The organism is Vibrio sp. 1727, from assembly GCF_033344415.1.
Lineage (GTDB): Bacteria > Pseudomonadota > Gammaproteobacteria > Enterobacterales > Vibrionaceae > Vibrio > Vibrio alginolyticus.
On sequence record NZ_JAWPOT010000002.1, the window covers coordinates 110,937 to 135,230 of the forward strand.

At 45.7% G+C, this 24,294-nt stretch carries 8 protein-coding genes; 4 read left to right on the forward strand and 4 right to left on the reverse strand.

Annotated elements, in window-relative coordinates; all coding sequences use genetic code 11:
- Positions 1-82: 82 nt before the first annotated feature.
- Complete coding sequence (locus R8O10_RS02940; RefSeq protein ID WP_025767867.1) at positions 83-1,051, reverse strand: helix-turn-helix domain-containing protein; 969 nt, start codon at positions 1,049-1,051, stop codon at positions 83-85.
- 116 nt (positions 1,052-1,167) lie between these two features.
- Here R8O10_RS02940 and R8O10_RS02945 point away from each other — a divergent pair, with 116 nt between their 5' ends.
- Both R8O10_RS02945 and R8O10_RS02950 read left to right on the forward strand, forming a co-directional pair.
- Positions 1,168-3,174 (forward strand): TonB-dependent siderophore receptor, encoded by a 2,007-nt coding sequence (locus R8O10_RS02945; protein WP_025767866.1) that lies wholly within the window; start codon positions 1,168-1,170, stop codon positions 3,172-3,174.
- 41 nt (positions 3,175-3,215) lie between these two features.
- The gene (locus R8O10_RS02950; RefSeq protein WP_005376622.1) at positions 3,216-3,497 is read left to right on the forward strand and encodes a DUF2218 domain-containing protein; all 282 of its coding nucleotides are present in this window, start codon (positions 3,216-3,218) and stop codon (positions 3,495-3,497) included.
- A gap of 88 nt (positions 3,498-3,585) precedes the next feature.
- On the opposite strand, the gene R8O10_RS02955 is transcribed toward R8O10_RS02950, so the two are convergent.
- A complete protein-coding gene (locus R8O10_RS02955) occupies positions 3,586-3,837 on the reverse strand; it encodes a YgjV family protein (RefSeq protein WP_005376619.1) in 252 nt (83 codons plus the stop codon).
- 861 nt (positions 3,838-4,698) lie between these two features.
- Here R8O10_RS02955 and R8O10_RS02960 point away from each other — a divergent pair.
- Together R8O10_RS02960 and R8O10_RS27915 are read left to right on the forward strand one after the other, a co-directional pair.
- Entirely contained in the window at positions 4,699-17,883 is a 13,185-nt protein-coding gene (locus tag R8O10_RS02960; protein WP_412035157.1) for a retention module-containing protein, read from the forward strand.
- Between the two features lie 189 nt (positions 17,884-18,072).
- A complete protein-coding gene (locus tag R8O10_RS27915; RefSeq protein WP_412035158.1) occupies positions 18,073-23,319 on the forward strand; it encodes a cadherin-like domain-containing protein in 5,247 nt (1,748 codons plus the stop codon).
- A 184-nt stretch (positions 23,320-23,503) separates the two neighbouring features.
- Here the strand turns inward: R8O10_RS27915 and R8O10_RS02965 are convergent, their stop codons facing one another.
- The gene (locus R8O10_RS02965; RefSeq protein ID WP_318191086.1) at positions 23,504-23,806 is read right to left on the reverse strand and encodes a hypothetical protein; all 303 of its coding nucleotides are present in this window, start codon (positions 23,804-23,806) and stop codon (positions 23,504-23,506) included.
- An 80-nt stretch (positions 23,807-23,886) separates the two neighbouring features.
- The gene (locus R8O10_RS02970; protein WP_005376575.1) at positions 23,887-24,117 is read right to left on the reverse strand and encodes a hypothetical protein; all 231 of its coding nucleotides are present in this window, start codon (positions 24,115-24,117) and stop codon (positions 23,887-23,889) included.
- Positions 24,118-24,294 lie beyond the last annotated feature (177 nt).

A 24,294-nucleotide genomic window follows, 5' to 3' on the forward strand; every position in this document is an offset into this window, starting at 1 on the left:
ACCTCCATAACGTTTAAGGCGAGTATATACCGATGTTGTGGATAAGACACTCCTAAATAACAGTCAGTTATCTAGAGTCCCCTTACTCTTTAATCACTTCATGTGGTGGCACACCAAATGCCTTTTTGAAGGCATAAGTGAAGTTAGAAGGGTGGTGGTATCCTGCTTCATAGGCGGCTTCTGTTATCGTCACTAAGCCACGTTCCAAATGTTGCCTAGCAATCTCAAGACGTCGAAAACGAATGTAGCCGTTTATGGTCATATTAAGTGATTGTTTAAATCGGCGCTGCAGGTTTGAAACACTCATTGAGAATTGGCTCGCCAACTTTTCCAAGCGTAGTTCTTGATCAAGGTGAGTTTCAATATAGCTGACAATATCCTCAATCCGACCATCAATGTGTCGTTCAATATTGCTGTTTTTAGCACTGAAATTCTTAGGAATTTGCTTGGTGGCTTGATGTAATATTTGATAGATCAAGCTTTCGACCTCTAGCTTCTCTTGGAACTCTTGCGGTGTTTCTCTATTTGTTAACGTTTCGGCCAGCTCGCATAGCGTCTGGTTAGGCTCCAACTGTTGAAACGCCTGATGAGAGTTAAAAAAGGCTCGATGACTACAATTTTGCTCAAGGCGGGCCTCTAGCCATTGGGGCTTAACCAATATGTTGATCTTATTAATGAGGTTATCTTTGAGCAGTGAACGACGAAAATTTGCAGGTTTGAGTAAGTTCACCACTACACCCTTAGGGCCGTCGCTCGCGTCTAAATCAAATTGCAAATCGTCGTAGCCAAACGAGAGTCTACCTTCTAAAAGAATAGTGACCAGCAGTGAGGCGTGTGCAGTAGAAACAATATTCGAATCAATAAGTTCTAGACAACGCCCGCCATGAACAAAAATTTGATCATTGTACTGATATGATAGGAACTTACCTTCGGCCAGTTGAGTTTGACAAGGTTGGCCTTGCGTGACAATCCATTGTTTCTCTGTCGCCTCTAGTCTTTGGGTTAAAGCTATCTTGGCAATTTTAGTTCGTTTTGTTGTGACTTCCTGCATTTGACACTTCCTCATAACACTTGTGCGATTTCGCATAACCGAATCGCCTTTGTATTTATAAAACTCATGCTTATTATACATGAGAATTATTATCATTAATATTTAGGAATGAAGTTATGGAAAGCCCTGCTTGTTCACCTATCAAGCTTTCAAGCCTTTGCCTTGCAGTGGGAATGGCGCTATCAACCCCTGTTTTAGCTCAAGATACTGAGTCACATTTTGAAGAGGTCGTTGTATGGGGAACGAAAGTTTCCAGCAACACTGAGTCGATGTTTGCGGACGACATGTCACTGAAGCAAGCGGATCATATGTCTGATTTACTGCGCGATATTCCCGGTGTGGATGTTGGTGGCACACACTCTGTGAATCAACGTATTACGATTCGTGGTTTGAGCGAAACCGATTTGGACATTCGTCTTGACGGTGCTTCTCAGCATGCGAGCATGTTCCATCATATTGGTAACTTGACGTTGAACCCTGACATTCTCAAATCTGCGGACATTCAGGTAGGTAATAACTCTGTGACTCAAAACGGGTTAGGCGGTTCGGTCTACTTTGAAACGAAAGACGCTCGTGACTTACTTCGTTACGATGAAAAGTTTGGTGCGCGTGTTTATGGCGGCTATGCATCCAACGACAACCAACAAGGTTCGTTGACACTGTACGGACTTTTGTCCGAAAACATTGATGCGATGGTCTATGGCCATTACGTTACGCGTGATGATTTTGAAGATGGTGATGGCAATAAAACCTATGGTGCTGCAGGTGATGTTTACAACATTCTGGCTAAGCTGGGGTATGAACTAAATGACATCCATCGTTTTGAGCTCTCTTATGACATGTACCGAGACAGTGGAGATTACAGTCCGCGTCCTGATATGTCGGGTAGTGCAAATAATAGCCTGTCGAGCAAGTTACTTATCCCTACGGATTATGACCGCGATACCGTTACCTTGAGTTACGAGTTGCGAGGCGAACAACACCAAGGAAACGTCACTCTTTATAATACCGAGACAGAAATTAAACGTGACGAAACGGTGATGGCCCCTCGTTGGCCCTCGAACCGTTTATCAAAGAACACCGCCAAAAACCAAAACTTTGGTTTGAATGGCAAATTCCAGTCAGATGTTATGTTAGGTGAGTTTGATAATCGAGTCACTTATGGCTTCGACTACATGGATAAAACGTCTTCGAGTTACTACGGTAGTCGTAAGTTTATGGACGAATCGGCGATTTCAACCGCACTGTTTGTAGAAGATCAGTTCTTCTTCTCTGATGCCTTCTTTATTACTGCAGGTATGCGCTTTGATGATTACAAACGCAAAGCTGAGACAGGAAACAGTAATTATGATGATGTGACTTGGGCTCTAGCAGCAGAATGGGCGGTGACGCAAGATTGGACGTTGTTTGCGAGTGCACGCTCTCTATTTAAAGGTCCAGAGCTAATGGAAACCTTTATTGCTTACCAAGACGTTGCATTTTTAGAGGATGGGTTAAAGCCAGAAACGGGATTGAACACGCAGGGTGGTGTTCGTTTTGATAAAACCTTTGATAAGCATTTCTTTGGGGCGAATATTACGGTATTCCAAACGGAAATTGATGATTACATTGCAGATCAGTACCAAAACGCGACTCAAACTTACCTGATTTACAACTTAGGTGATGTTGAGATTAAAGGCTTTGAAGCAAGTGCTTCTTATGGTTACGACAAGTTTAACAGCAAACTTTCTTACTCTAAGTCGGACACCAAAAACAAGAATACTGGTGGTCCTGTTGCTGGGGGCAATGGGCGTAGCATTGATATGGGTGATAGCATTGCTCTAACTTTGGATTACCAGTCAGACGCTTTAGAAACGATCTTCGGGTGGAACTCAATGTTTGTTCTAGAGGAAGACAACGTCTTTGATGGTCAGCCAAAGAAAGCAAGTTATGATGTGCATAATCTATACGCTCAATGGGTGCCGTCTGATATTGATGGGCTGTCGGTGACCTTTGGTATTGATAATGTATTTGACGAGTTGTACAGCTCTCATGCGTCTCGTTCGGGGACTGCACGTGGCTTCACGCTTGATGACTACGAGCCGGGTCGCAACTTCAAGCTCTCTGCAGCTTATCAATTCTAACAAGGTTCTTCATAGGACGTTTCAAAGTAACGAGTAAGTTCATGATTAAAGAAAGCACCCGAATAGATAGCGAACACGCTGACAAATACTTAGTGACGCTTTGTCGGCATTTTGGACGAAAAGTTCCTGCTACTTGGAATGAAAATAGCGGTTTGGTGACATTTCCGACGGGAAAAGCTGAGTTTAACCTTTGTGCATCTAGCTTAACTATAACCTGTGAGGCGGATTCAGAAGAGAAACTGAATACGGTGAAGGCGATCATTTCATCGCATGTGGACATGTTTTCTCGTCGAGAAACACTAGCACTTAGCTGGGTTCGTTAGCGCTCGTTTAAGGATGCTGTGATAGAAAGGGAATGTTAAAAGCAAAAGCCCGCAATCTTATGATTTGCGGGCTTTTATTGTTTGAATGCTATTGCGCTTTCTCAGGCTCTAGGCTTTTTTTTTCCTGCTGCATTTTTGCTAGGAAGTAGATGTTAACGCAAGCAATAAAACCGTTAGTTAGTACTACAGGCCAAGAATCAATCATTAGTCCGTAAGCAGTAAATAGCGCACAACCAATAAAGTTAAGGATACGAAGCTTAACAATATCTTTCATAGTTAGCGAAATAGCGACCATGATTGAAGCTGCATAACCTAAAATCTCAACCATATTCATGTCCATTTTTTGACCCTCTTAAAATCTGCCGAATTTTGTCGGTACCAATTCTTCTCATCTTGAGATTAATGAGGAAGCTCCATGCCTCGAATGGTCTTTTTTTGTTGTATGGACGCACTATATCAATGGAAAAACCGTGATAAAAGCCTCAAATCAAGGTTAAGAGAAGGTTAGCGATTACGCAAACGTTTAGGACTGGAATTACTGATAATTTTACTTATTGTGTTGATTGATAATAACGATGACATTAATAGCTCAAACACCATTGAAAGTAAGGGAATATTTACATATGATTGAAAATGATAATTATTTTCAAGTGCTGTGTTTATGTATTTTATTATTAGCTTGCTCGTGTTTTTTTTGCTGTATATCAGAACAAAACCGAACTCGTGGTGTGCGGGGATTCATATCGTAAGCCACTTTTTTATCGTTGCATTTTGTCCTGCAATTTATGTTGTTCAATATTTAATCGTTACGTTTTTTTCGTCACCGATATTGATTAAGATGTCATCACGCTCCGGTGTATACAACATTCTCATTGCTTTTCTTCCATTATTGATCGCAACCGGCAGTCTGGCGTTTAGCTGAATGATTTCATCTCTCTTCTTTTCTTAAAACAACTACACTTAATCAGAATAAGGTATCAATTTCATATAATTATTCGATATCTACGCGTCAGCACATGTGTCACATTTCTGTGACTACGAGTAAGTTTTACTTATGTTGCTTGGTAGTAGGGTATTTATCGATTGTTTAATGATTCAATACTTAGTTTAATCGTATAAAGGTGTGCAGTATGCCGCACTAAATTAATAAGAAATTATCTGAAAAGGTTAATGGGAAACGTAAGCCATTAGCGGAGGTCAGATGAGTACGCACACGGTACCGCAGAGCGCGATTGTAAATGCTGTCAAAGGTGAAGTTTTGGTTTTGGGCCTGGATGGAAACGTTAAGGTCATAAAAGCGGGGGATGAGTTAAGACCTGGCGAGATTATTATCACAGAAAATAATGCTTCTCTCGACGTACAGATAAATAATGAGCTTTATCTGGTCGATGCAAATTGTGTTGCTTGTCTTCCTGTGCCTTCTTCTGAACCGTTAGAACCAGTATTGGTACAATCTCCAGTTAATGGCTTGGTGACTTTTGACCCAACGGCTATTGGAAGTGCTGACTTCGACGCCAACGATATTGCCGCTATCCAGCAAGCTATTTTAGACGGAGCTGACCCTACCGCTATCTTAGAAGCAACAGCTGCTGGCGCAGGTGCTGAAGGCTCGGCTAATGCTGGCTACGTGACGGTTGAATATAATAACCCGGAAGTACTCGCTTCTACTTTTTTTGAAACGTCTGCGACTCGCAGCGGAGAAGATGCTCGCGACGAAGATGACGGTTTGAATGTCACGATTTTTGCTGATGGTGGGCAGTCACTGCAATCTAGCGTAACAGAAGGCTCAATTTCTCTATCAAGCTACCCGCAAACCATTTCGTCTAGTGTGCTGGTTGAAGCAGGGGATCTCGCACTTGATACTGCTTCATTTGTACCCGAAACGTCTTCTTTAGAGTCTTTGTTGACTGAGCTTAACAGTGATATTACCTCTGGTGGTCAGCCAGTGGCGTTCGTTTATGACGAAGCGCAAAATGCCATTATCGGTACTCAAGAAGGTAACGAAGTGCTTCGTATCGAGATCGAAGCGACATCTGTAGGCCGTGATTTAGAGTTAGAAGTCGTTACCACGATTAGCCAGGGCGTTGACCATGTTGCGTCTGTTGCTGATGGCCAAGTATCGATCGTCGGTGATCAAATCAATATTGCTTTTGATATTACAGGTGCAGATATTGGTGGTAACAGCATTCAAGCGCCTATCGATTTTACGACAACCGTTATTGATGGCGATGATCCTGCGCCGCAAAACGTTACTTTTGAAAACGTTGAATCTTCTTCTACACCAATTACTGGCACCTTTGTTGATATTGGTAGTGATCAATTGGCAACGGTCACGTTTAATCAAGAAGGACTTAGTCAGTTCGATGGCCTACTGAGTGATAATCAGGCGACAGAAGCGGTACTCTCTGAAGACGGCAGTACTATCACCTTGTCCATTGCTGGCTCGAATGAAACCGTCTTAACCATCAGTCTGAATACTGATGGTACCTACCAATTTGAGCAATTTAAGCCGTTAGAACAAACAAACGGTGAAGATACGATTGAGCTCTCTTTACCAACCACAATCGTCGACTATGACCAAGATACGGCAAGCAACACCTTTACGATGACCATCCTCGATGGCGATAACCCAGTGATTGAGAACGTGACGGGCTTGTCTTTAGATGAGGCGGGGGTTGACCAAGGTTCACAGGAAGGCGCGGCAGTAACAAGTGGTACTGGGTCGATCACGACAGCGGTCGGAAGTGACATCATTGATCACTATGAGTTGGAACCTACAGAGTTCAATGTTGGTGGAGAACTCCAATCTCAAGGGCAGGTTGTTCAACTAGAACTAGCGTCCGAGAGTAACGGCGTACGTACTTACGAAGGCTTCATCGAGCTGGATGGTGTGCGTATTACCGTATTTGATGTGGCGATTGATGCACCTGCATTGGGCGAATACCAATTCAACTTGTATGAACAACTTGACCATACGGGTGCTAACGATGACTCGCTCACTTTCTCACTGCCAGTTTACGCGGTAGATGCGGATGGTGACCGCTCCTCTATTACCGAAGGTTCGAACACACCAGAAGCTGCGCAAATTGTCATTCAAGTTCAAGATGACGTTCCTTCGATTGATGGCGTTGATGCGCTAGCCGTCGATGAAGACGATTTATCAAGCATTGGCTCCGATCAAAGCGACTCTGTGTTCGCGCAAGGTAGCTTCACGACGACTCAGGGCTCAGACCGTGTTGTAAGTTATCAATTAGAGAGCGGCACTGATCCACTCAATGGGTTGGAATCGCAGGGGCGATCTATCTCTCTGACGGAAACAACCAATTCAGATGGCAGCTTTACCTATTCTGCAACGGCAGAAGGGGACGCTATCTTCACCTTACAAGTGAACCCTGACGGTTCTTATTCATTTACCCTTGAAGGTCCAATCGATCATGCTGTGGGTAGCGATAGCTTAACTCTAGACTTCACTATTGTCGCAACGGACTTTGACGGTGACACCAGTTCACTTGTTCTACCGGTAACCATTGCCGATGATGTGCCAACCATTAATGACGTTGTCGCTCTTACCGTCGATGAAGATGACTTAAGTTTGGTAGGCTCTGACCAATCACAGTCAACGCTGGTCGAAGGTCAGTTTACGACAACTCAAGGTTCTGATGGCGTCGTACAGTATCAGTTGGATGTAAACGCTGATTCTTTAAATGGCCTGCAATCTCAAGGTCAAACCGTTTCCATTGCCGAAACGCAAAATGCAGATGGCAGTTACACCTACAGCGCAACGGCAAATGGCAGTGCAGTTTTCACATTAATTTTGAATACCGACGGCTCGTACAGTTTTGAGCTGCAAGGTCCAATTGACCATGCGGCAAATAGCGACAGCTTAACCCTTGATTTTAGCGTTATTGCTACAGACTTCGATGGTGACACAAGCCAAATCGTATTGCCTGTTACCATCGTGGATGATAAGCCAACTATTACCGATGTTGATGCGATTACTGTTGATGAAGATGATTTAGGCACGATTGGTTCGGACCAGACTGACCCGATTTCTATTGATGGTAGCTTCACCACCACACAAGGCTCTGACCGAGTGGTAAGTTATCAGCTTGATGCTTCTGCAACACCAGTTGACGGCCTTACATCACAAGGCGTGGCAGTTACGCTGACTGAAACCGCAAACGCTGATGGCAGCTTTACTTACGAGGCGACAGCGGGTAGTGAAGCGGTCTTTACGCTGACGGTGAATACTGATGGTAGCTATAACTTCACGCTTGAAGGTCCAATCGACCACGCGGTAGATAGCGATGAGCTGACACTCAACTTCCCAATCATCGCAACAGACTTTGATGGCGACACCACAAATGCCACTATCCCAGTGACAATCGTGGACGATAAGCCTGTTATTACCGACGTCGACACCATTACGGTTGATGAAGATGATCTAGCGTCAATTGGCTCAGACCAAAGCAATCCAATTTCTATTGATGGCAACTTTACTACCACACAAGGCTCTGACCGAGTGGTGAGCTACCAACTCGATGCTTCAGCAACACCAGTGGACGGTTTAACATCGCAAGGCGTGGCTGTCACACTGATAGAAACCGCAAATGGTGATGGTAGTTTCACTTATGAAGCGACTGCGGGTGGCAACCCAGTATTTACTCTGACAGTAGATACTGATGGCTCTTACAACTTCACGCTAGAAGGGCCAATTGATCACGCGGTGGATAGTGATGAGCTGACACTCAACTTCCCAATTATCGCAACCGACTTCGATGGCGACACCGTTACTGAAACCATTCCAGTCACGATTGTTGATGATGTACCGACCATCACAGCGGTGGATGCGTTGAGTGTCGATGAAGATGACCTTAGCGGCGTGGGCTCAGACCAAACTGACGCTGTGTTCGTTGAAGGCGCGTTTACCACTATTCAAGGCTCTGACCGAGTGGTGAGCTATCAACTGGATTCAACGGCTGATCCTGTTGCGGGGCTAACGTCTCAAGGTGAGGCGATTACCTTGGTGGAAACCGCCAACGGTGATGGCAGCTTTACTTATGTGGCGACCGCAGACGGCAATCCGGTATTCACGTTAAACGTAGCAACAGATGGCACTTACGATTTTACGCTGCAAGGCCCGATTGACCATGCAGCTAACAGTGACAGCCTGACGATTGATTTCCCAATTATTGCCACCGATTTTGATGGTGATACGACTTCGGCAACCATTCCAGTCACGATTACGGATGATGCACCAATCATCGATAATGTTTTGCCTCTGGCTGTAGACGAAGATGATTTATCAGGTATTGGCTCAGACCAAACTGACGCTGTGTTTGTTGAAGGCGCGTTCACCACTACCCAAGGTTCAGACCGTGTGGTGAGCTACCAACTTGATTCAACTTCTGATCCTGTTTCGGGGCTAACCTCCCAAGGTGAGCCAGTTACTCTGGTAGAGACTGCGAATGCTGATGGCAGCTTTACTTACGTGGCTACCGCGGATGGCAATCCGGTTTTCACCATGAACGTGAATGCTGATGGCACATACAATTTCCGTCTGGAAGGGCCGGTCGATCACGCGTTAAACAGCGATGAATTAGTACTGAACTTCCCAATCATTGCAACAGACTTTGACGGCGATACGACGACCGCGACCATTCCCGTCACGATTACTGATGACGTTCCAACTATCGACAACGTTGTTCCACTCACGGTGGACGAAGATGATCTCGCCTCAATTGGCTCAGACCAAAACGATGATGCGTTTATGTCGGGTTCTTTCACCACAACTGAAGGCTCAGACAGCGTTGTTAAATACCAGCTTGATGCAACAGCAGATCCAGTATCTGGGTTGACCTCTCATGGTGAGCCTGTCGTGCTTGCTGAAACTGCTAACGGCGACGGTAGTTTTACTTACACAGCCACGGCAGATGGCAATGCCGTATTTGAATTGATTGTGAAGCCAGATGGCAGCTACAACTTTACACTGCAAGGTCCACTAGACCATGCGGTGAATAGCGACAGTCTGCAAATCGACTTCCCGATTATCGCAACAGACTTTGATGGCGACACCTCATCGGAGACGTTACCTGTCACTATCGTTGATGATAAACCAACCATCACTGACGTAGACGCAATCCGTGTGGATGAAGATGACCTAGCGACGATTGGCTCTGACGGCTCAGATCCAATTTCAATCGATGGCAACTTCACTACAACGCAAGGTTCTGATGGGGTAGTAAGCTACCAATTAGATACTGCTGCAACGCCAGTTGATGGCCTAACATCGCAAGGTGTGGCAGTGACGCTGACGGAAACTGCAAACGGCGACGGTAGCTACACTTATGAAGCGACAGCAGGAACTGAAGCCGTATTTACGCTGACCGTGAATACGGATGGTTCATACAACTTCACGCTTCAGGGGCCAATTGACCATGCGACAGACAGTGATGAGCTGACACTGAACTTCCCAATCATCGCGACGGATTTTGATGGTGATACCACCACAGAAACGATCCCAGTCACCATCGTGGATGATAAGCCGACCATTACCGATGTCGATGCGATTACCGTTGATGAAGATGATTTAGGCACGATTGGCTCAGATCAAACTGACCCGATTTCAATCGATGGCAACTTCACCACCACACAAGGCTCGGACCGAGTGGTGAGCTATCAGCTTGATGCTTCTGCAACACCAGTTGACGGCCTTACATCACAAGGCGTGGCCGTCACGCTGACTGAAACCGCAAACGGTGATGGCAGCTTTACTTACGAGGCGACAGCGGGTACTGAAGCGGTCTTTACGCTGACAGTGAATACTGATGGTAGCTATAACTTCACGCTTGAAGGTCCAATCGACCACGCAGTAGATAGTGATGAGTTGATACTGAACTTCCCAATCATCGCGACCGACTTTGATGGCGACACCACAAATGCCACTATCCCAGTGACGATCGTAGACGATAAGCCAGTTATTACTGACGTGGATTCCATTACGGTTGATGAAGATGATCTAGCGTCAATTGGCTCAGACCAAAGCAACCCGATTTCTATTGATGGTAACTTCACCACCACGCAAGGTTCAGACCGAGTGGTGAGCTACCAACTCGATGGCACATCAACACCAGTTGACGGTTTAACCTCGCAAGGTGTGGCTGTCACGCTAACAGAAACTGCAAATGGTGATGGCAGTTTTACCTACGAAGCAACAGCGGGCTCTGAAGCGGTCTTTACGCTGACTGTGAATACTGATGGCTCTTATAACTTCACGCTAGAAGGGCCGATTGATCACGCGGTTGATAGTGACGAGTTGACACTAAATTTCCCAATTATCGCAACCGACTTTGATGGCGACACTGTCACTGAAACCATTCCAGTCACGATTGTTGATGATGTACCGACCATCACAGCGGTGGATGCGTTAAGTGTCGATGAAGACGACCTTAGCGGTGTGGGTTCCGACCCTGGCGGCGATCTGTTCGTTGAAGGCGCGTTTACGACCACTCAAGGCTCTGACCGAGTGGTGAGCTATCAACTGGATTCAACGGCTGATCCTGTTGCGGGGCTAACGTCTCAAGGTGAGGCGATTACCTTGGTGGAAACCGCCAACGGTGATGGCAGCTTTACTTATGTGGCGACCGCAGACGGCAATCCGGTATTCACGTTAAACGTAGCAACAGATGGCACTTACGATTTTACGCTGCAAGGCCCGATTGACCATGCAGCTAACAGTGACAGCCTGACGATTGATTTCCCAATTATTGCCACCGATTTTGATGGTGATACGACTTCGGCAACCATTCCAGTCACGATCACGGATGATGCACCAATCATAGATAATGTTGTGCCTCTTGCAGTAGACGAAGATGATTTATCAGGTATTGGCTCAGACCAAACTGACGCTGTTTATGTTGAAGGCGCGTTCACGACCACTCAAGGTTCAGACCGTGTGGTGAGCTACCAACTTGATTCAACGGCTGATCCTGTTTCAGGTTTAACTTCTCAAGGTGAGCCTGTTACTTTGGTAGAGACTGCGAATGCCGATGGCAGCTTCACTTACGTGGCTACCGCGGATGGCAATCCGGTTTTCACCATGAATGTGAATGCAGACGGCACATACAACTTCCGTCTAGAAGGGCCAATCGATCACGCGTTAAACAACGATGAGCTAGTACTGAACTTCCCAATCATTGCAACAGACTTTGATGGCGATACGACGACCGCGACCATTCCAGTTACGATTACTGATGACGTTCCAACCATTGACAACGTTGTTCCACTCACGGTGGACGAAGATGATCTCGCTTCAATTGGCTCAGACCAAAACGATGATGCGTTTATGTCGGGGTCTTTCAGCACAACTGAAGGCTCGGACAGCGTTGTTAAATACCAGCTTGATGCAACAGCAGATCCAGTAGCAGGGTTAACCTCTCATGGTGAGCCTGTCGTACTTGCTGAGACAACAAATGGTGATGGCAGCTTTACTTACACTGCCACAGCAGATGGCAATGCCGTATTTGAACTGGTGGTGAAGCCAGATGGCAGCTACACCTTTACTCTGCAGGGCCCACTAGACCATGCGGTGAATAGCGACAGTCTGCAAATCGACTTCCCGATTATCGCAACAGACTTTGATGGCGACACCTCATCGAAGACGTTACCTGTCACCATCGTTGATGATAAACCAACCATCACTGACGTAGACGCAATCCGCGTGGATGAAGATGACTTAGCGACGATTGGCTCCGACGGCTCAGATCCAATTTCAATCGATGGCAACTTCACTACAACGCAAGGCTCTGATGGGGTAGTAAGCTACCAATTGGATGCTGCTGCAACGCCTGTTGACGGTCTAACATCACAAGGTGTGGCCGTCACGCTGACTGAAACCGCAAACGGCGACGGTAGCTACACTTATGAAGCGACAGCAGGAACTGAAGCCGTATTTACGCTAACAGTAAACACGGATGGCTCATACAACTTCACGCTGCAAGGGCCAATCGACCATGCGGTAGACAGTGATGAGCTGACGCTGAACTTCCCAATCATCGCAACGGATTTTGATGGTGATACCACCACAGAAACGATCCCAGTCACCATCGTGGATGATAAACCGACCATTACTGATGTCGATGCGATTACCGTTGATGAAGATGACTTAAGTACGATTGGCTCAGACCAAACTGACCCGATTTCAATCGATGGTAACTTTACCACCACACAAGGCTCGGACCGAGTGGTGAGCTATCAGCTTGATGCTTCAGCAACACCAGTGGCTGGACTCACATCACAAGGCGTGGCAGTCACATTGGCTGAAACCGCAAATGGCGACGGCAGCTTTACCTATCAAGCAACAGCAGGCACCGAGTCGGTCTTTACACTGACAGTGAACACTGATGGCTCTTATAACTTCACGCTTGAAGGCCCAATCGATCATGCTGTTGATAGTGATGAGTTAACGCTCAACTTCCCAATCATCGCAACAGACTTTGATGGCGATACCTCTGCTGAGACAATTCCTGTCAAGATCGTTGATGACAAGCCGACACTTGGTGGAATCGAAGCAACAAGTGTGCAAACGGTTGATGAGGACGATATCCCAACAATCGGATCTGATGGTACACAGTCGAACAGCATTGCCGGTAACTTCATCGCGACTGATGGTTCTGATGGCATTGTCGAGTACAGCGTTTCTGACCTAACGACGCCAGTACAAGGCCTGACCTCTGGTGGTCAATCTCTGGTTATGGTTGAAGTATCAAACGCAGGTGGCGTTTCAGTTTACGAAGCTCGTATTGATGGCACGACGACACCAGTATTCCGTGTAACCCTCGATGCCTCTGATGACAGCTACACGTTCGATTTGCTCGCTCGTCTCGATCATCCAAATGCTGATGGCCAGAATGAACTGATCATAAATTTACCGATAAACGCGACTGACTTTGATGGAGACGTGTCGAACAACATCACCTTACCAATTACGGTTGTGGATGATGTTCCGACCATTGATGGTTTGCTAGCAGGCAGCGAACAAACCGTTGATGAAGATGACCTACCAGCAGGTACGGATGCTGCAAGTGCAGAAGATACTGTTATTTCAGGTACTTTTGATATCACCGAAGGTGCTGACCAAGTTGCTTCTATTCAGCTGAGTGACCTGACCACGCCAGTTGCGTCACTGACTTCAGATGGTGACGCTATCACCTTAGTTCTGTCTTCTAGCGCAAACGGCGTGAACGTATACCAAGGTGTCGCTGGCAATCCTGCTGAAGTGGTTTTCGAACTGACGTTGGATGCAACGAACAACACCTACGAGTTCGATTTACAGAAGCCGCTTGATCATCCAGATGGTAATCAGCAAAACGAGATTGTTATTAACCTCCCTGTGACGGCGACAGATAATGATGGTGATACTTCACCAGCCTTCACATTGCCAATTACCGTTGTGGACGATGTTCCAGTTGTTACCAATATTGAAAGTCTACGTGTCGACGAAGATGACTTACCTCTTGGTTCTGATGGCACTAAAGAGCCGTTAACGGTATCAGGTGAATTCGAAGTCACTAGCGCAGATGGTATTGATGCTTTCGAATTGGATCTGAGCTCAAATCCTATTCCGAACCTGAAATCGGGTGGAGAAGAGGTAACACTTTCTCAAGACGTTGGCGCTTCAACTGCTGACGCGCTTGTTTACGTGGGACAAACTCCGGGTGGAGTGACGGTCTTCACGTTGACACTTCATCAAGATGGTAAATACGACTTTGAGTTATCTGGTCAGTTAGATCACGCGGTTAACTCTGATGAGATTTTGTTGAATCTACCTGTGAAGATCACGGATGGCGACAACGATACCATCACTGCGACCTTGCCAGTTACGATCGTAGATGACAAACCAACCATTGATGCTATTAGCTCTGGTAGTACCTTGTCTGTGGATGAGGATGATATTCCAAGCCAAGGTTCGGACGACACGCCAGAATCCAATATCATTGGTGGCAACTTTGACGTTACTGATGGTGCCGACTCTATCGTTAGCTTCCAGTTGGATAGTTTAACATCGCCTGTTTCTGGCCTTACCTCAGGTGGTCAACCGCTTGAGTTGGTTGAGTTTTCAAATTCAAACGGTGTGATTGAGTACCGAGCTTATGTACAAGGTACGACGGACACCGTCTTTAAACTGACGCTAAATGGTTCAGCAGACAGTTATGAATTTGAACTGTTGGGTGCACTTGATCATCCTGCGGGTAACGATGAAAACTCGTTGGTCATTAACTTCCCAGTCAACGCGACTGATTTTGATGGCGATGTGTCCAATAACATCACCTTGCCGATCACCGTGGTGGACGATGTCCCAGCTATTGTGAAAGTGACAGACTCTAGCCAACAAACCGTTGATGAAGATGATCTTTCCGGTGGCTCTGACACGACAAGTAGTGATTCAACGGTATTGAACGGCGGATTTGAGGTCGTTGCTGGTGCAGACAAGATTGTCAGCTACCAAGTTTCAGACCTCGATGCAGTCGTGTCTGGTTTAACGTCGAACGGCAGCAGCATCGAGTTGAATCTAGTAAGCACGAATGGTGGAGTAACCAGTTACGAAGCGGTTATTACTGGCACATCAACTAAGATCTTCACGCTGTCTCTTGATGCGAATAATGACAGCTACCAATTTGAGCTGTTGGGACCAATCGACCATGACGCTGTTCAAGGTGAAAACAACCTTGTCATTGATATTCCAATTACAGTAACAGACTTTGATGGTGACACGTCATCATCACTGAATCTTCCAATTACCGTAGTTGATGACATTCCCGAAATTAAATCAGCAGATGCTTTGGCTGTTGATGAGGATGACCTTGCCAACGGCTCTCAGGCAACCAACAAAGACAGCCTAGAAGCAACGGGCAATTTCGATACGGTGGAAGGGGCAGATACCGTTGTCTCTTATCAGCTGGATCTTACTTCTAACCCGATACCAGGAGTAACTTCAGGTGGTTTTGCGGTGACTTTAGTTCAAACCGCGGTAAGCAACAACAACTTTACTTATCAAGGTCAAACACCTGATGGTAACTCAGTGTTCACACTAGTTTTGAACGCTGACGGCTCTTACAAGTTTACGCTTGAGGGTGCGCTAGATCACTCAACTCAAGGCGAAGATACACTCATACTTGATCTCCCAGTCTTTGCGACCGATGTCGATGGTGATACGGCAGGTATTAACTTACCAGTGACGATTACCGATGATGTTCCAACCTTGCACGATGCATCTATTTCGCGTGTTGAGGGGCAAGGCAGCCGCACGGTTCGTTTATTCCGAGACCCTGTAGAGGGGGATGATGACCTTGGTGCTGACGGCGCACAAGTGACTTCATTCTCGGCTGATGATTCAGGCATTTACTTTAAGCAAAATGGTGTTGATTCTGATTCTGTCGATTTGAACGGCAGCGACCAAGTCGTATTTGTTCACAAGGTTCTTGACGGAGTGGATACTGAAATCGGTCGTTTGGTTGTTCGAACCGATGGCAGTGTGTCATTCCGTCCGAATGACGACCTTGACCATACCGAAACCGACTCGATTGATTTCACCATCAACGTTGTTGCAACCGATGGTGATGGCGATATCGCAGATGCCGATGTGGATATCTCGATAAGAGACCGCAATGCGCAAATTGACACGTCTACCGTTACTGCGTTCGAAGACCAAGGGCGTGATGGTGTCGTTGTGGGCGTTGACTCTGCAAATACTCAGGACAACTTGTCGACGCTGGATGTTAGCCCTGCGAAAGTCGACTTGGTTATCAATTTACACGATATCGACCGTAACGAGAGCTTAGGTGACATCACTATTCGAGATGCTGATACTCACAACGGTACGTTCTACTACAGAGACGGCAGTGGCAACTACATTGAATTAACATCTGTGGGCAATACGGTTGTTCTCGACGCATCAAATGTTGAGCAGTCATTCAATGGTGAGCTTGTCTCGTTAGATAACTTGTACTTCGTACCAGATCGTCATACATCAACCGATGCTTCTGGTATCGATCCTCGTATCCGCGTGGAAATTCTTAACAATGGTACGCCAGATCATACGATTAATGGTCGTTTAGACATTGAAGTTGCTGCTGTCGCAGATATTGCAACGTGGACGGCAAGCAGCGAATTTAACTACTCGGTTGATGAAGATGGAAACAATGTCGCACTTAACATCGCGGCTGAAACCCAAGACACTAGTAACCCAGAAGGCATTGTGTACGAGCTTGTCTTTACACAAGGAGAAGGTAACGCAGAGTTAGTCTATTCAGATGGTAGTGCGATACCAAAATCCGGTGGTGTTTATCTGGTGGATGCAAGCCGAATTGATGAAGTTCAAGTTGATCCGATAGATAACTTCTCGGGCGAAATCAGAATTGATGTCACCGCTATTACGACGGAAAACAACAATCCACTGCTTGGGAAAGATACCGCTCGCTCAGAAACCGAAACCATCATTATTGATGTAAACCCAGTTGCGGATAAAGGTAGTTTTACTGTAAACCGAATTAATGTGTTTGAGGATAATGCTCGAACTCAAAATACGGTAGACCCTGTCACTGATCACGATCCACTCCAATTAAGTGAAGTGATCACCATGAAACCATCAGCGGACTTAGATGGTTCTGAAGCGTTATTTGTGCGCATTTCTAACTTCTCAATTGATGGGGTTACTTTGGTGTGGCTGGACTCAGCAAACCCAAGTCAGATAGTAGAAGTGACCGATTCAGGCGGCAATGTACTTTATTACGAAGTGCCAGAGTCTGAATTAGCGAACGTCGAAGTTCTTCCTCCGTTGCACAGCAATGATGACTTTACTTTCAATGTCGAAGGCATTGTGAAAGACACAGCATCATTGTCTACCGGTACGACAGAAGATGTGTTGTCACTGGGCAGTAAGACCGTCATCGTTGGTGTAAAAGGTGTTGCTGACATACCAGACACGGTATTAATTGACGCGGGGAACGTTTGGAACCGATTCGTAGACGGAGATGTGGCCGGAATAGAGACGACTATTGAAGAGAATGGTGTTGTAAACCTCAACTTCTCGGTTGTATCTGGTGAAGTTGCCGATAGACCACAGGATGATTCAGAAGCCATTACTGTTATCCTGTCCAACATCCCCGACGGTGTTCGTGTCGTAGATTCAGACGGTTCAAGCGTTGACCTCACCTTTGTTGGCTATGATGGTAACGGTCAACCGATTTACGAAGCAAACATCACTGGGCTGAATTTTAATTCCGGTATTCAAATTATTCCAGAAGCCTCTTCAACCGAAAACATTGCGATTACAGGGACGATCATTGTTACCGAGAATGATGGTCATAGTCGTGTGATTGAAAGATAGGTAAGGATCAAGGTCGAACCCGTTATTGATGCTCAAGATAACTACGTTGTTCGATCGGAGGGAGATGAAGATACGCGCTTTGACATCGATTGGAAACCGACGCTCGTACAAAGCCCTGATACCGATGAATTCTTTAGTGATGTAACCATCTCTGGATTTCCTCCAGGCAGCACGGTCTATGTAGATGGTGTGGCACAAGCGCTTGTTTCTGGAACACTAACGCTTTCACCGCAAGCCGGTGAATCAGAGCAAGATTTTTCCGCTAAAATCTCTCAAAGTGGCTATGTTCAAGTCCAGTTGGAGCAGGATTCAAGTACTGACTTTGACTTGACCACGACCGTCACTGTGAAAGAGATTGACCATGAATATGTTGACGCTTCGAATCCCGGTGAAGGTATCGCTGAGAAAACCATCAATGGTACGGTGAATGTCCAAGTTAATCCAATCGTTGAGCCAGAGGATAAGACGGGGGCAATAGATGACCAAACCCGTCTGCTTGTCACTGAAAGTGGTGGTGGTGCTACCGATATCGTGAAGTCAGATGATCAAGGTAACATTGACTTTACGATCAACACTTCTATGGGGGGCGAATCTGGCGCTCATATCATTAAATACCAAGAGTTTGATGCGTCTTCAGATGAAGTGGTGACTCAACTTGTTGTTCAATTTCACAATGTGGACCCTGAGATCCTCAACCAATTGGTTATCGTCGGTGCACTAAATGAAGGTGGAGGTCGTTGGACAGTAACTAATGAAGACAACTTCTCAATTAAAGCGCCGTCTGGACTTGATTTAACACCAAACGATGACAGTGACGATGGCGATAACGGTGGTCTCTCTCAAATTGGCTTAACCATTTACGCAGAAGTGAATGATTTGGGCGAAGATTTGGGCAACGAAAAAGATGCGACGGTCGTGCGTCAAACGGATGTGACACTAGAGTTTCCAACCGTCCTCACACCGAAAATGAGTGTAGCGGCAGAGATTCAGGTGGCTGATGATGTCCAAATTCAAGCGTTGGAAGACAATTCTATTAACCTTGGTGCTCAGTTGACGTCGAAAGTCGATGCGATTAATGCAGATGGTGTGGAAGATGTCTTAACTATTATCGTCGATCCTTCAGCTCCTGGCATTCCTCCTGATTTGGTGATCACGGGGACGGATGTTGATTTTGTCAATGGTAAATACGTGTTCCAAGCCCATATCGATGCGAGTGGAAATATTACTGGCCTTGATGGCTTGACGATGCACTTGGCAGAAGATTACGCAGGTGATTTCGAATTACCAATTCGGTTTGTCACTAAAGACACTGAGTCCGGTGATGAAAAAGAAAATAATGTCCAGTTTCCAGTTCAGGTTTTACCGGTTGCAGACGTTCCGAGTTCAGCCGGGGATCAGCCGTTGGATAGCGATGTCACACCGAATGTAAAAGTAGATATCGTTGGTACTTTCGGCTTGGATGCAAACAAACAACCTGTAACTGATCTAAATAACGACGTTCCCACGGCGGATGGTGTTGGTTACGAAGATGGCTTAATCCAACTTAACTTGAGTGTTGATTTTGCCGATCAATTTAACAACACTCAAGGTGGTCGAGAAACACTAACGAACATCAAGTTAGAGCTTGATGACACAACATTAGGTGAGTTTGTTGATGCCAATGGTAACAGCTTAGGAACCAGTATTGAGTTTAATGAAGCTGAGATTTTAGCTGGTGCGCTTGACAATGTTCTGTTTAAGCCAAAAGAAAATTACCCCGTAGGTGGTGGCCAAAATACCGTCAAGATTAATATCGAGGGAGAAATTACTGATGAAGCTGTGTTTGATCAGTCTATCTTGAATAACTCTGGCGATAATATAGATGTGAGAACCTTCACTGACGATGTCACATTTGAAGTTACGCCAGTCGTTGATGACATTACCATTACAGGTGCCGATCCGACGCAGCCAATCACGGTGATTGGTGACGAAGATACTTTAATTTCGCTGAATCAATCGGGCTCTGGTGTTTCGATCAGCCTGAACGATAATGACGGTTCTGAGAGTTTCGTTTCACTCAAGTTAACGGGGCTTCCTGATGACTTTATCGTTAAATCCAATTCCTCTGATTATGTTGTTAAGAATAACGGTGGGGGCGAATGGAGTATTCAACTAAAAGATCTCACTCAGACGTCCATTGACCTGAGTGACATCCAAATTAAACCGCCAAAACACTTTAGTGGCGAGGCTGAGATAGGTATTACGGTCTTCATTCAAGAGGAGTTGCTACAAGTACCAACGGAACGAAACAATAACTTTACGCTTATTGTCAATCCTATTGGTGATGATGTTGATGTGAACCCCGACACTTCGGCTGCAGGTAATGAGGGCGAAGACATTGTTATTAATGTAAATGCGTTAGTGGTTGATAACAAAGAGTCCATCGGAGATGGTGCAAACTACCAGGAAAATGATCCAGAGACGCTGAGAGTTGAGGTCTCAAATGTCCCTGATGGGGCGAGCGTTTCATTACCTGATGGGACAGTATTTACTGACCAAGGCGGCGGCATTTTTGTCTTAGAAATCAATGCTCAAGATTTGGATCAAGTGGTGTTTAATTCAGGGGATCGCAATGATAACTCATGGGATGGTTCGCTGCATTTCAAAGTGCAAGCCGTTGATACTGGGCTCGATGGCAGTCAAAGCTTGGGCTCCGCAGAGGAGTTTGATGTCACTGTTGATGTTGAAGCAGTGAACGATCGTCCAGAGTTCGTCAATACCGTGGATGTGGAAACACCAGAAGATACGCCAATGCTGCTTGATGGTTTCAGCATTACCGATATTGATGCCGTACTCGATGATCCGAATGCTGAATATGTACTCAATGTGAACGTCGACAGCGGTATCTTGGAGCTTAATCCAACGCTCATCGCTACTTACAACCTAACCGTGAGCGGTGATGGTACGGACTCCGTTGAACTGAAAGGTACAGTGGCCGATCTAAACAATGCCATTGCAGACGGTCTGATTGAGTTTAATCCAGAGCTGAACTTCTTTGGTGACGTTCAGGTGGACGTGACAGTCGATGACCAAGGTAATGAAGGTATCGTAATTGGTGGGGTAGATGACACCCTAAATACCAACAGCAGCAGCTTCAATATTGAAGTGACAGCGGTGAATGATACCCCAGAAACTACGCCAGTGACGCTACCGGATATTGAAGAAGATAGTGGTGTGTTCTCCATCTCTGAAGCGGATCTTATTGCGAATGCGACAGACGTAGAGAACGATAATCTCACGGTTAGCAATGTTCAGTTAACGGATCCGAATTCGGGCAGCATTATTTTCAACAGTGGCACGGGAGAGTGGGAATTTACCCCTGCACCAGATTACAACGGTCCAGTTGAAATCACGTACACCATTACAGATGATGGCACGACAAATGGTGCATCCGATCCTAAATCGGTTAACGGCAGCGCATCGTTCAACGTAACGGAAGTCAATGATGCTCCAACGACGTCTGAAGTGACACTTTCTGATATCGCAGAAGACAGTACGGCGGTTGATATTACCCAAGCTGATTTGTTGGCGAATGCGTCTGATATTGAAAACGACACCTTGATGGTGAGCAATGTCCAGTTGGTTGATCCAAGCAGCGGCACATTGGATTTCGACAACGTAACAGGTACATGGTCATTTACTCCTGCGCCTGGCTACAACGGCAAGGTCGATCTGACCTACGACATTACCGACAACGGTACAACGAACGGTGTTTCAGATCCTCAAACGGTGTCAGGAACGGCGACCTTCGAAGTCACTGAGGTGAACGATGCACCGGTAACATCAGAGGTAACGTTGAGTAGTACCGAAGAAGATGGTGGTTCGGTAACTATTACGGCTACTGAGTTGCTGAGCAACGCAAGTGATCCTGAGTCAGACAACTTGACCGTCGATAATGTTGCGTTAGTGGACCCAACTTCCGGCACGTTGACTCAAGTGAGTGCGACAGAGTGGACGTTTGAACCCGCAGCAGATTTCTTTGGTGACGTTAATTTCACTTATGAAATCACAGATGACGGAACAACTAACGGCGCTCCAGACCCAATTACAATCGCGGGCACAGCAGTGTTGAATGTTGAAGCGACCAATGACGCACCTGAAATCACTGCAACGTCGGTAACGGATACGATCAACGAAGCCGATGGCCAGAAAATAACGGGTATTAGTGTAAGTGACATCGACTTCACTGGTGCGCAGGCGAATGAAATCATGACGGTGACTCTTACAGTTACCGAGGGCGACCTTCGTGTCGAGCCGCCAGCAGGTAGTGGTGTGACTGTTGGGGCGGGGATGGCTGGTGAAATAACCCTAATGGGCACACCAGATAATATTAACTCCGTTCTTGGAGCAACAGACGCTTCTGAGGGTGTATTTGTGGATGCAGGAGATGTCAACGCAGCTTCAATCACTTTATCGGTGAAAGTCGAAGACAACGGTGTGTACTTCGAAAATGCATCGGGTTCCGCATTGGAGGCGAATCAAGACTTCACTATCAATGTGACACCTGTAGCTGATGCACCTACATTGAGTATCAATCCTCAGTTTAATTACATTCGTCAAATTGCGGCTAGCCAAACCGCGAGCAGTCAAGGTTTAGCGATTGTCGGAATCATGGCGGCGCTTACTGATGTTGACGAGGTGCTGTCTTTGGAGCTAACGGGCGTACCAGCTAGTGCTGAGGTAACAAGTGGCGTTTCTCCATCAGGCATTAGCTTCGATGGTACCACTTGGACAGTACCAAGCGATGAAATTGATACGCTAGAAATTGTCGCAACAGATACTAACAGTGGTATTGATGTCGGTTCTTACGATATTTCGCTTACGGCGATATCAACGGAATCTAATGGCGATGAAGCGCAGTCTTCACCTGTCCAAATTAGTTTGGATGTGAGTAGTGATAGCGACGATATTGACCAGTCAACCGCAGTGGACGACAGCTATTTAGTCGGCGGAGACACAGGTACCAACTTGATTGGTGGAGACGGTGACGACGTTATTCTGGGTGGTGATGGTGATGACGTGCTTATCGGTGGCTTAGGCTCAGATATCTTAACGGGTGGAGACGGCAGCGATATCTTCAAGTGGACGGTAGATTCCGTTGATGAAGGGGCAGTGGATACCATTACTGACTTCACTGTTAACGAAGACAGTATCGATTTACGTGAAGTTATCTCTGATCTCAATAACTCAATGATCGACATGGATGATCTGCTTGGTCACATTTCGGCAGACTACGATGCATCGACGGAAAGTGTTTCTCTGAACATTACGACGGATGCAAATGTTCAACAGACTATTGTCGTGGAAAACTTAGGTACTTCAATCGACTTCAACGGTCTCAGCTCCAACGAGATTGTAGAGTCATTGCTGAACAACGGTGTTATTGATAACGGATAAACCTGTATACAACATAAGAATGGGCGGCTCTGATAAGCCGCCCATTTTTTTCGGGAAAGCTTGATTTTAAACAGGAGATATTTGAATCGAAATAGAAAGCAAGAACGAAGCAAAGGGGTTATCTTGTTACAACGTTATAGTGATAGTTGGAAATTAAAATAGCGATAATTTGACGTTAAATCGCCTAAACGTGGATGTCTAGCAAGCTGCCAATGATTTCATTGTTTTTCTCTATGACAGACGCGCCAACTCGGTTATAACCAGCGGCTTGAGCTAGGTTGATGAGAAATTCAACTTTTTGAGAGGGAAGGCTAGGTGTTGAGGCCGTCATTGCGACATCCGCAACCGCAGCTAAATCGATGTTGTGATCAGAAAGCTCTTCTTTTACCTTACTTACATTATTGCTAATGCCATGTGCAGCTTTCTCGGCCATTTGTTGTGACATCTGAACGATGTGGTGTCCAGATTGAATTTCCGATACAGGCATATCACTACTCCCAACATTATGATAGTGAGAGCATAGGTGGAGTTTATAAAACGTTCAAGTGTTTTATATCAATGACTTGATTAGGCAAACAGTTTGGCAAGCATTTCTCTTTCTTCACCAGATAGAACCGGTTTTTGCGCTTTATTTAGTTTCACGCTGATCTCACCTTGTAATGACTTTAACTGACTTGCCGTTAAATCACTGAGCTTTTGTTTAAGTTCATTAAATTGTTGTGCGTTCATCTCAATACCTTCGTCGTGATTCGGTTTATCCGTCGTTGCCCGAAATTCTTCATCCTTTGGATACAACATATTTATTCAACCAAAATAGATTAGAATTTGATCGATTGATTTTTGTCCGAATATTGTCAAGGTGTGTTAAGTGATACGTCAGATTTTTCCTAAGAAGGTACATAATTACCCACTTTGGGGTAGATGGAAGCGTAAAAAGAAAAAGGGAAGCGATATAGCGCTTCCCTCTTACATATG

Bases quoted from the DNA above. Each gene is read 5' to 3' on its own strand.
- R8O10_RS02955 (WP_005376619.1), bottom strand. From the start codon at position 3,837: ATGGACATGAATATGGTTGAGATTTTAGGTTATGCAGCTTCAATCATG.
- R8O10_RS02940 (WP_025767867.1), bottom strand. From the start codon at position 1,051: ATGCAGGAAGTCACAACAAAACGAACTAAAATTGCCAAGATAGCTTTA.
- R8O10_RS02970 (WP_005376575.1), bottom strand. From the start codon at position 24,117: ATGTTGTATCCAAAGGATGAAGAATTTCGGGCAACGACGGATAAACCG.
- R8O10_RS02960 (WP_412035157.1), top strand. From the start codon at position 4,699: ATGAGTACGCACACGGTACCGCAGAGCGCGATTGTAAATGCTGTCAAA.
- R8O10_RS02950 (WP_005376622.1), top strand. From the start codon at position 3,216: ATGATTAAAGAAAGCACCCGAATAGATAGCGAACACGCTGACAAATAC.
- R8O10_RS02965 (WP_318191086.1), bottom strand. From the start codon at position 23,806: ATGCCTGTATCGGAAATTCAATCTGGACACCACATCGTTCAGATGTCA.
- R8O10_RS02945 (WP_025767866.1), top strand. From the start codon at position 1,168: ATGGAAAGCCCTGCTTGTTCACCTATCAAGCTTTCAAGCCTTTGCCTT.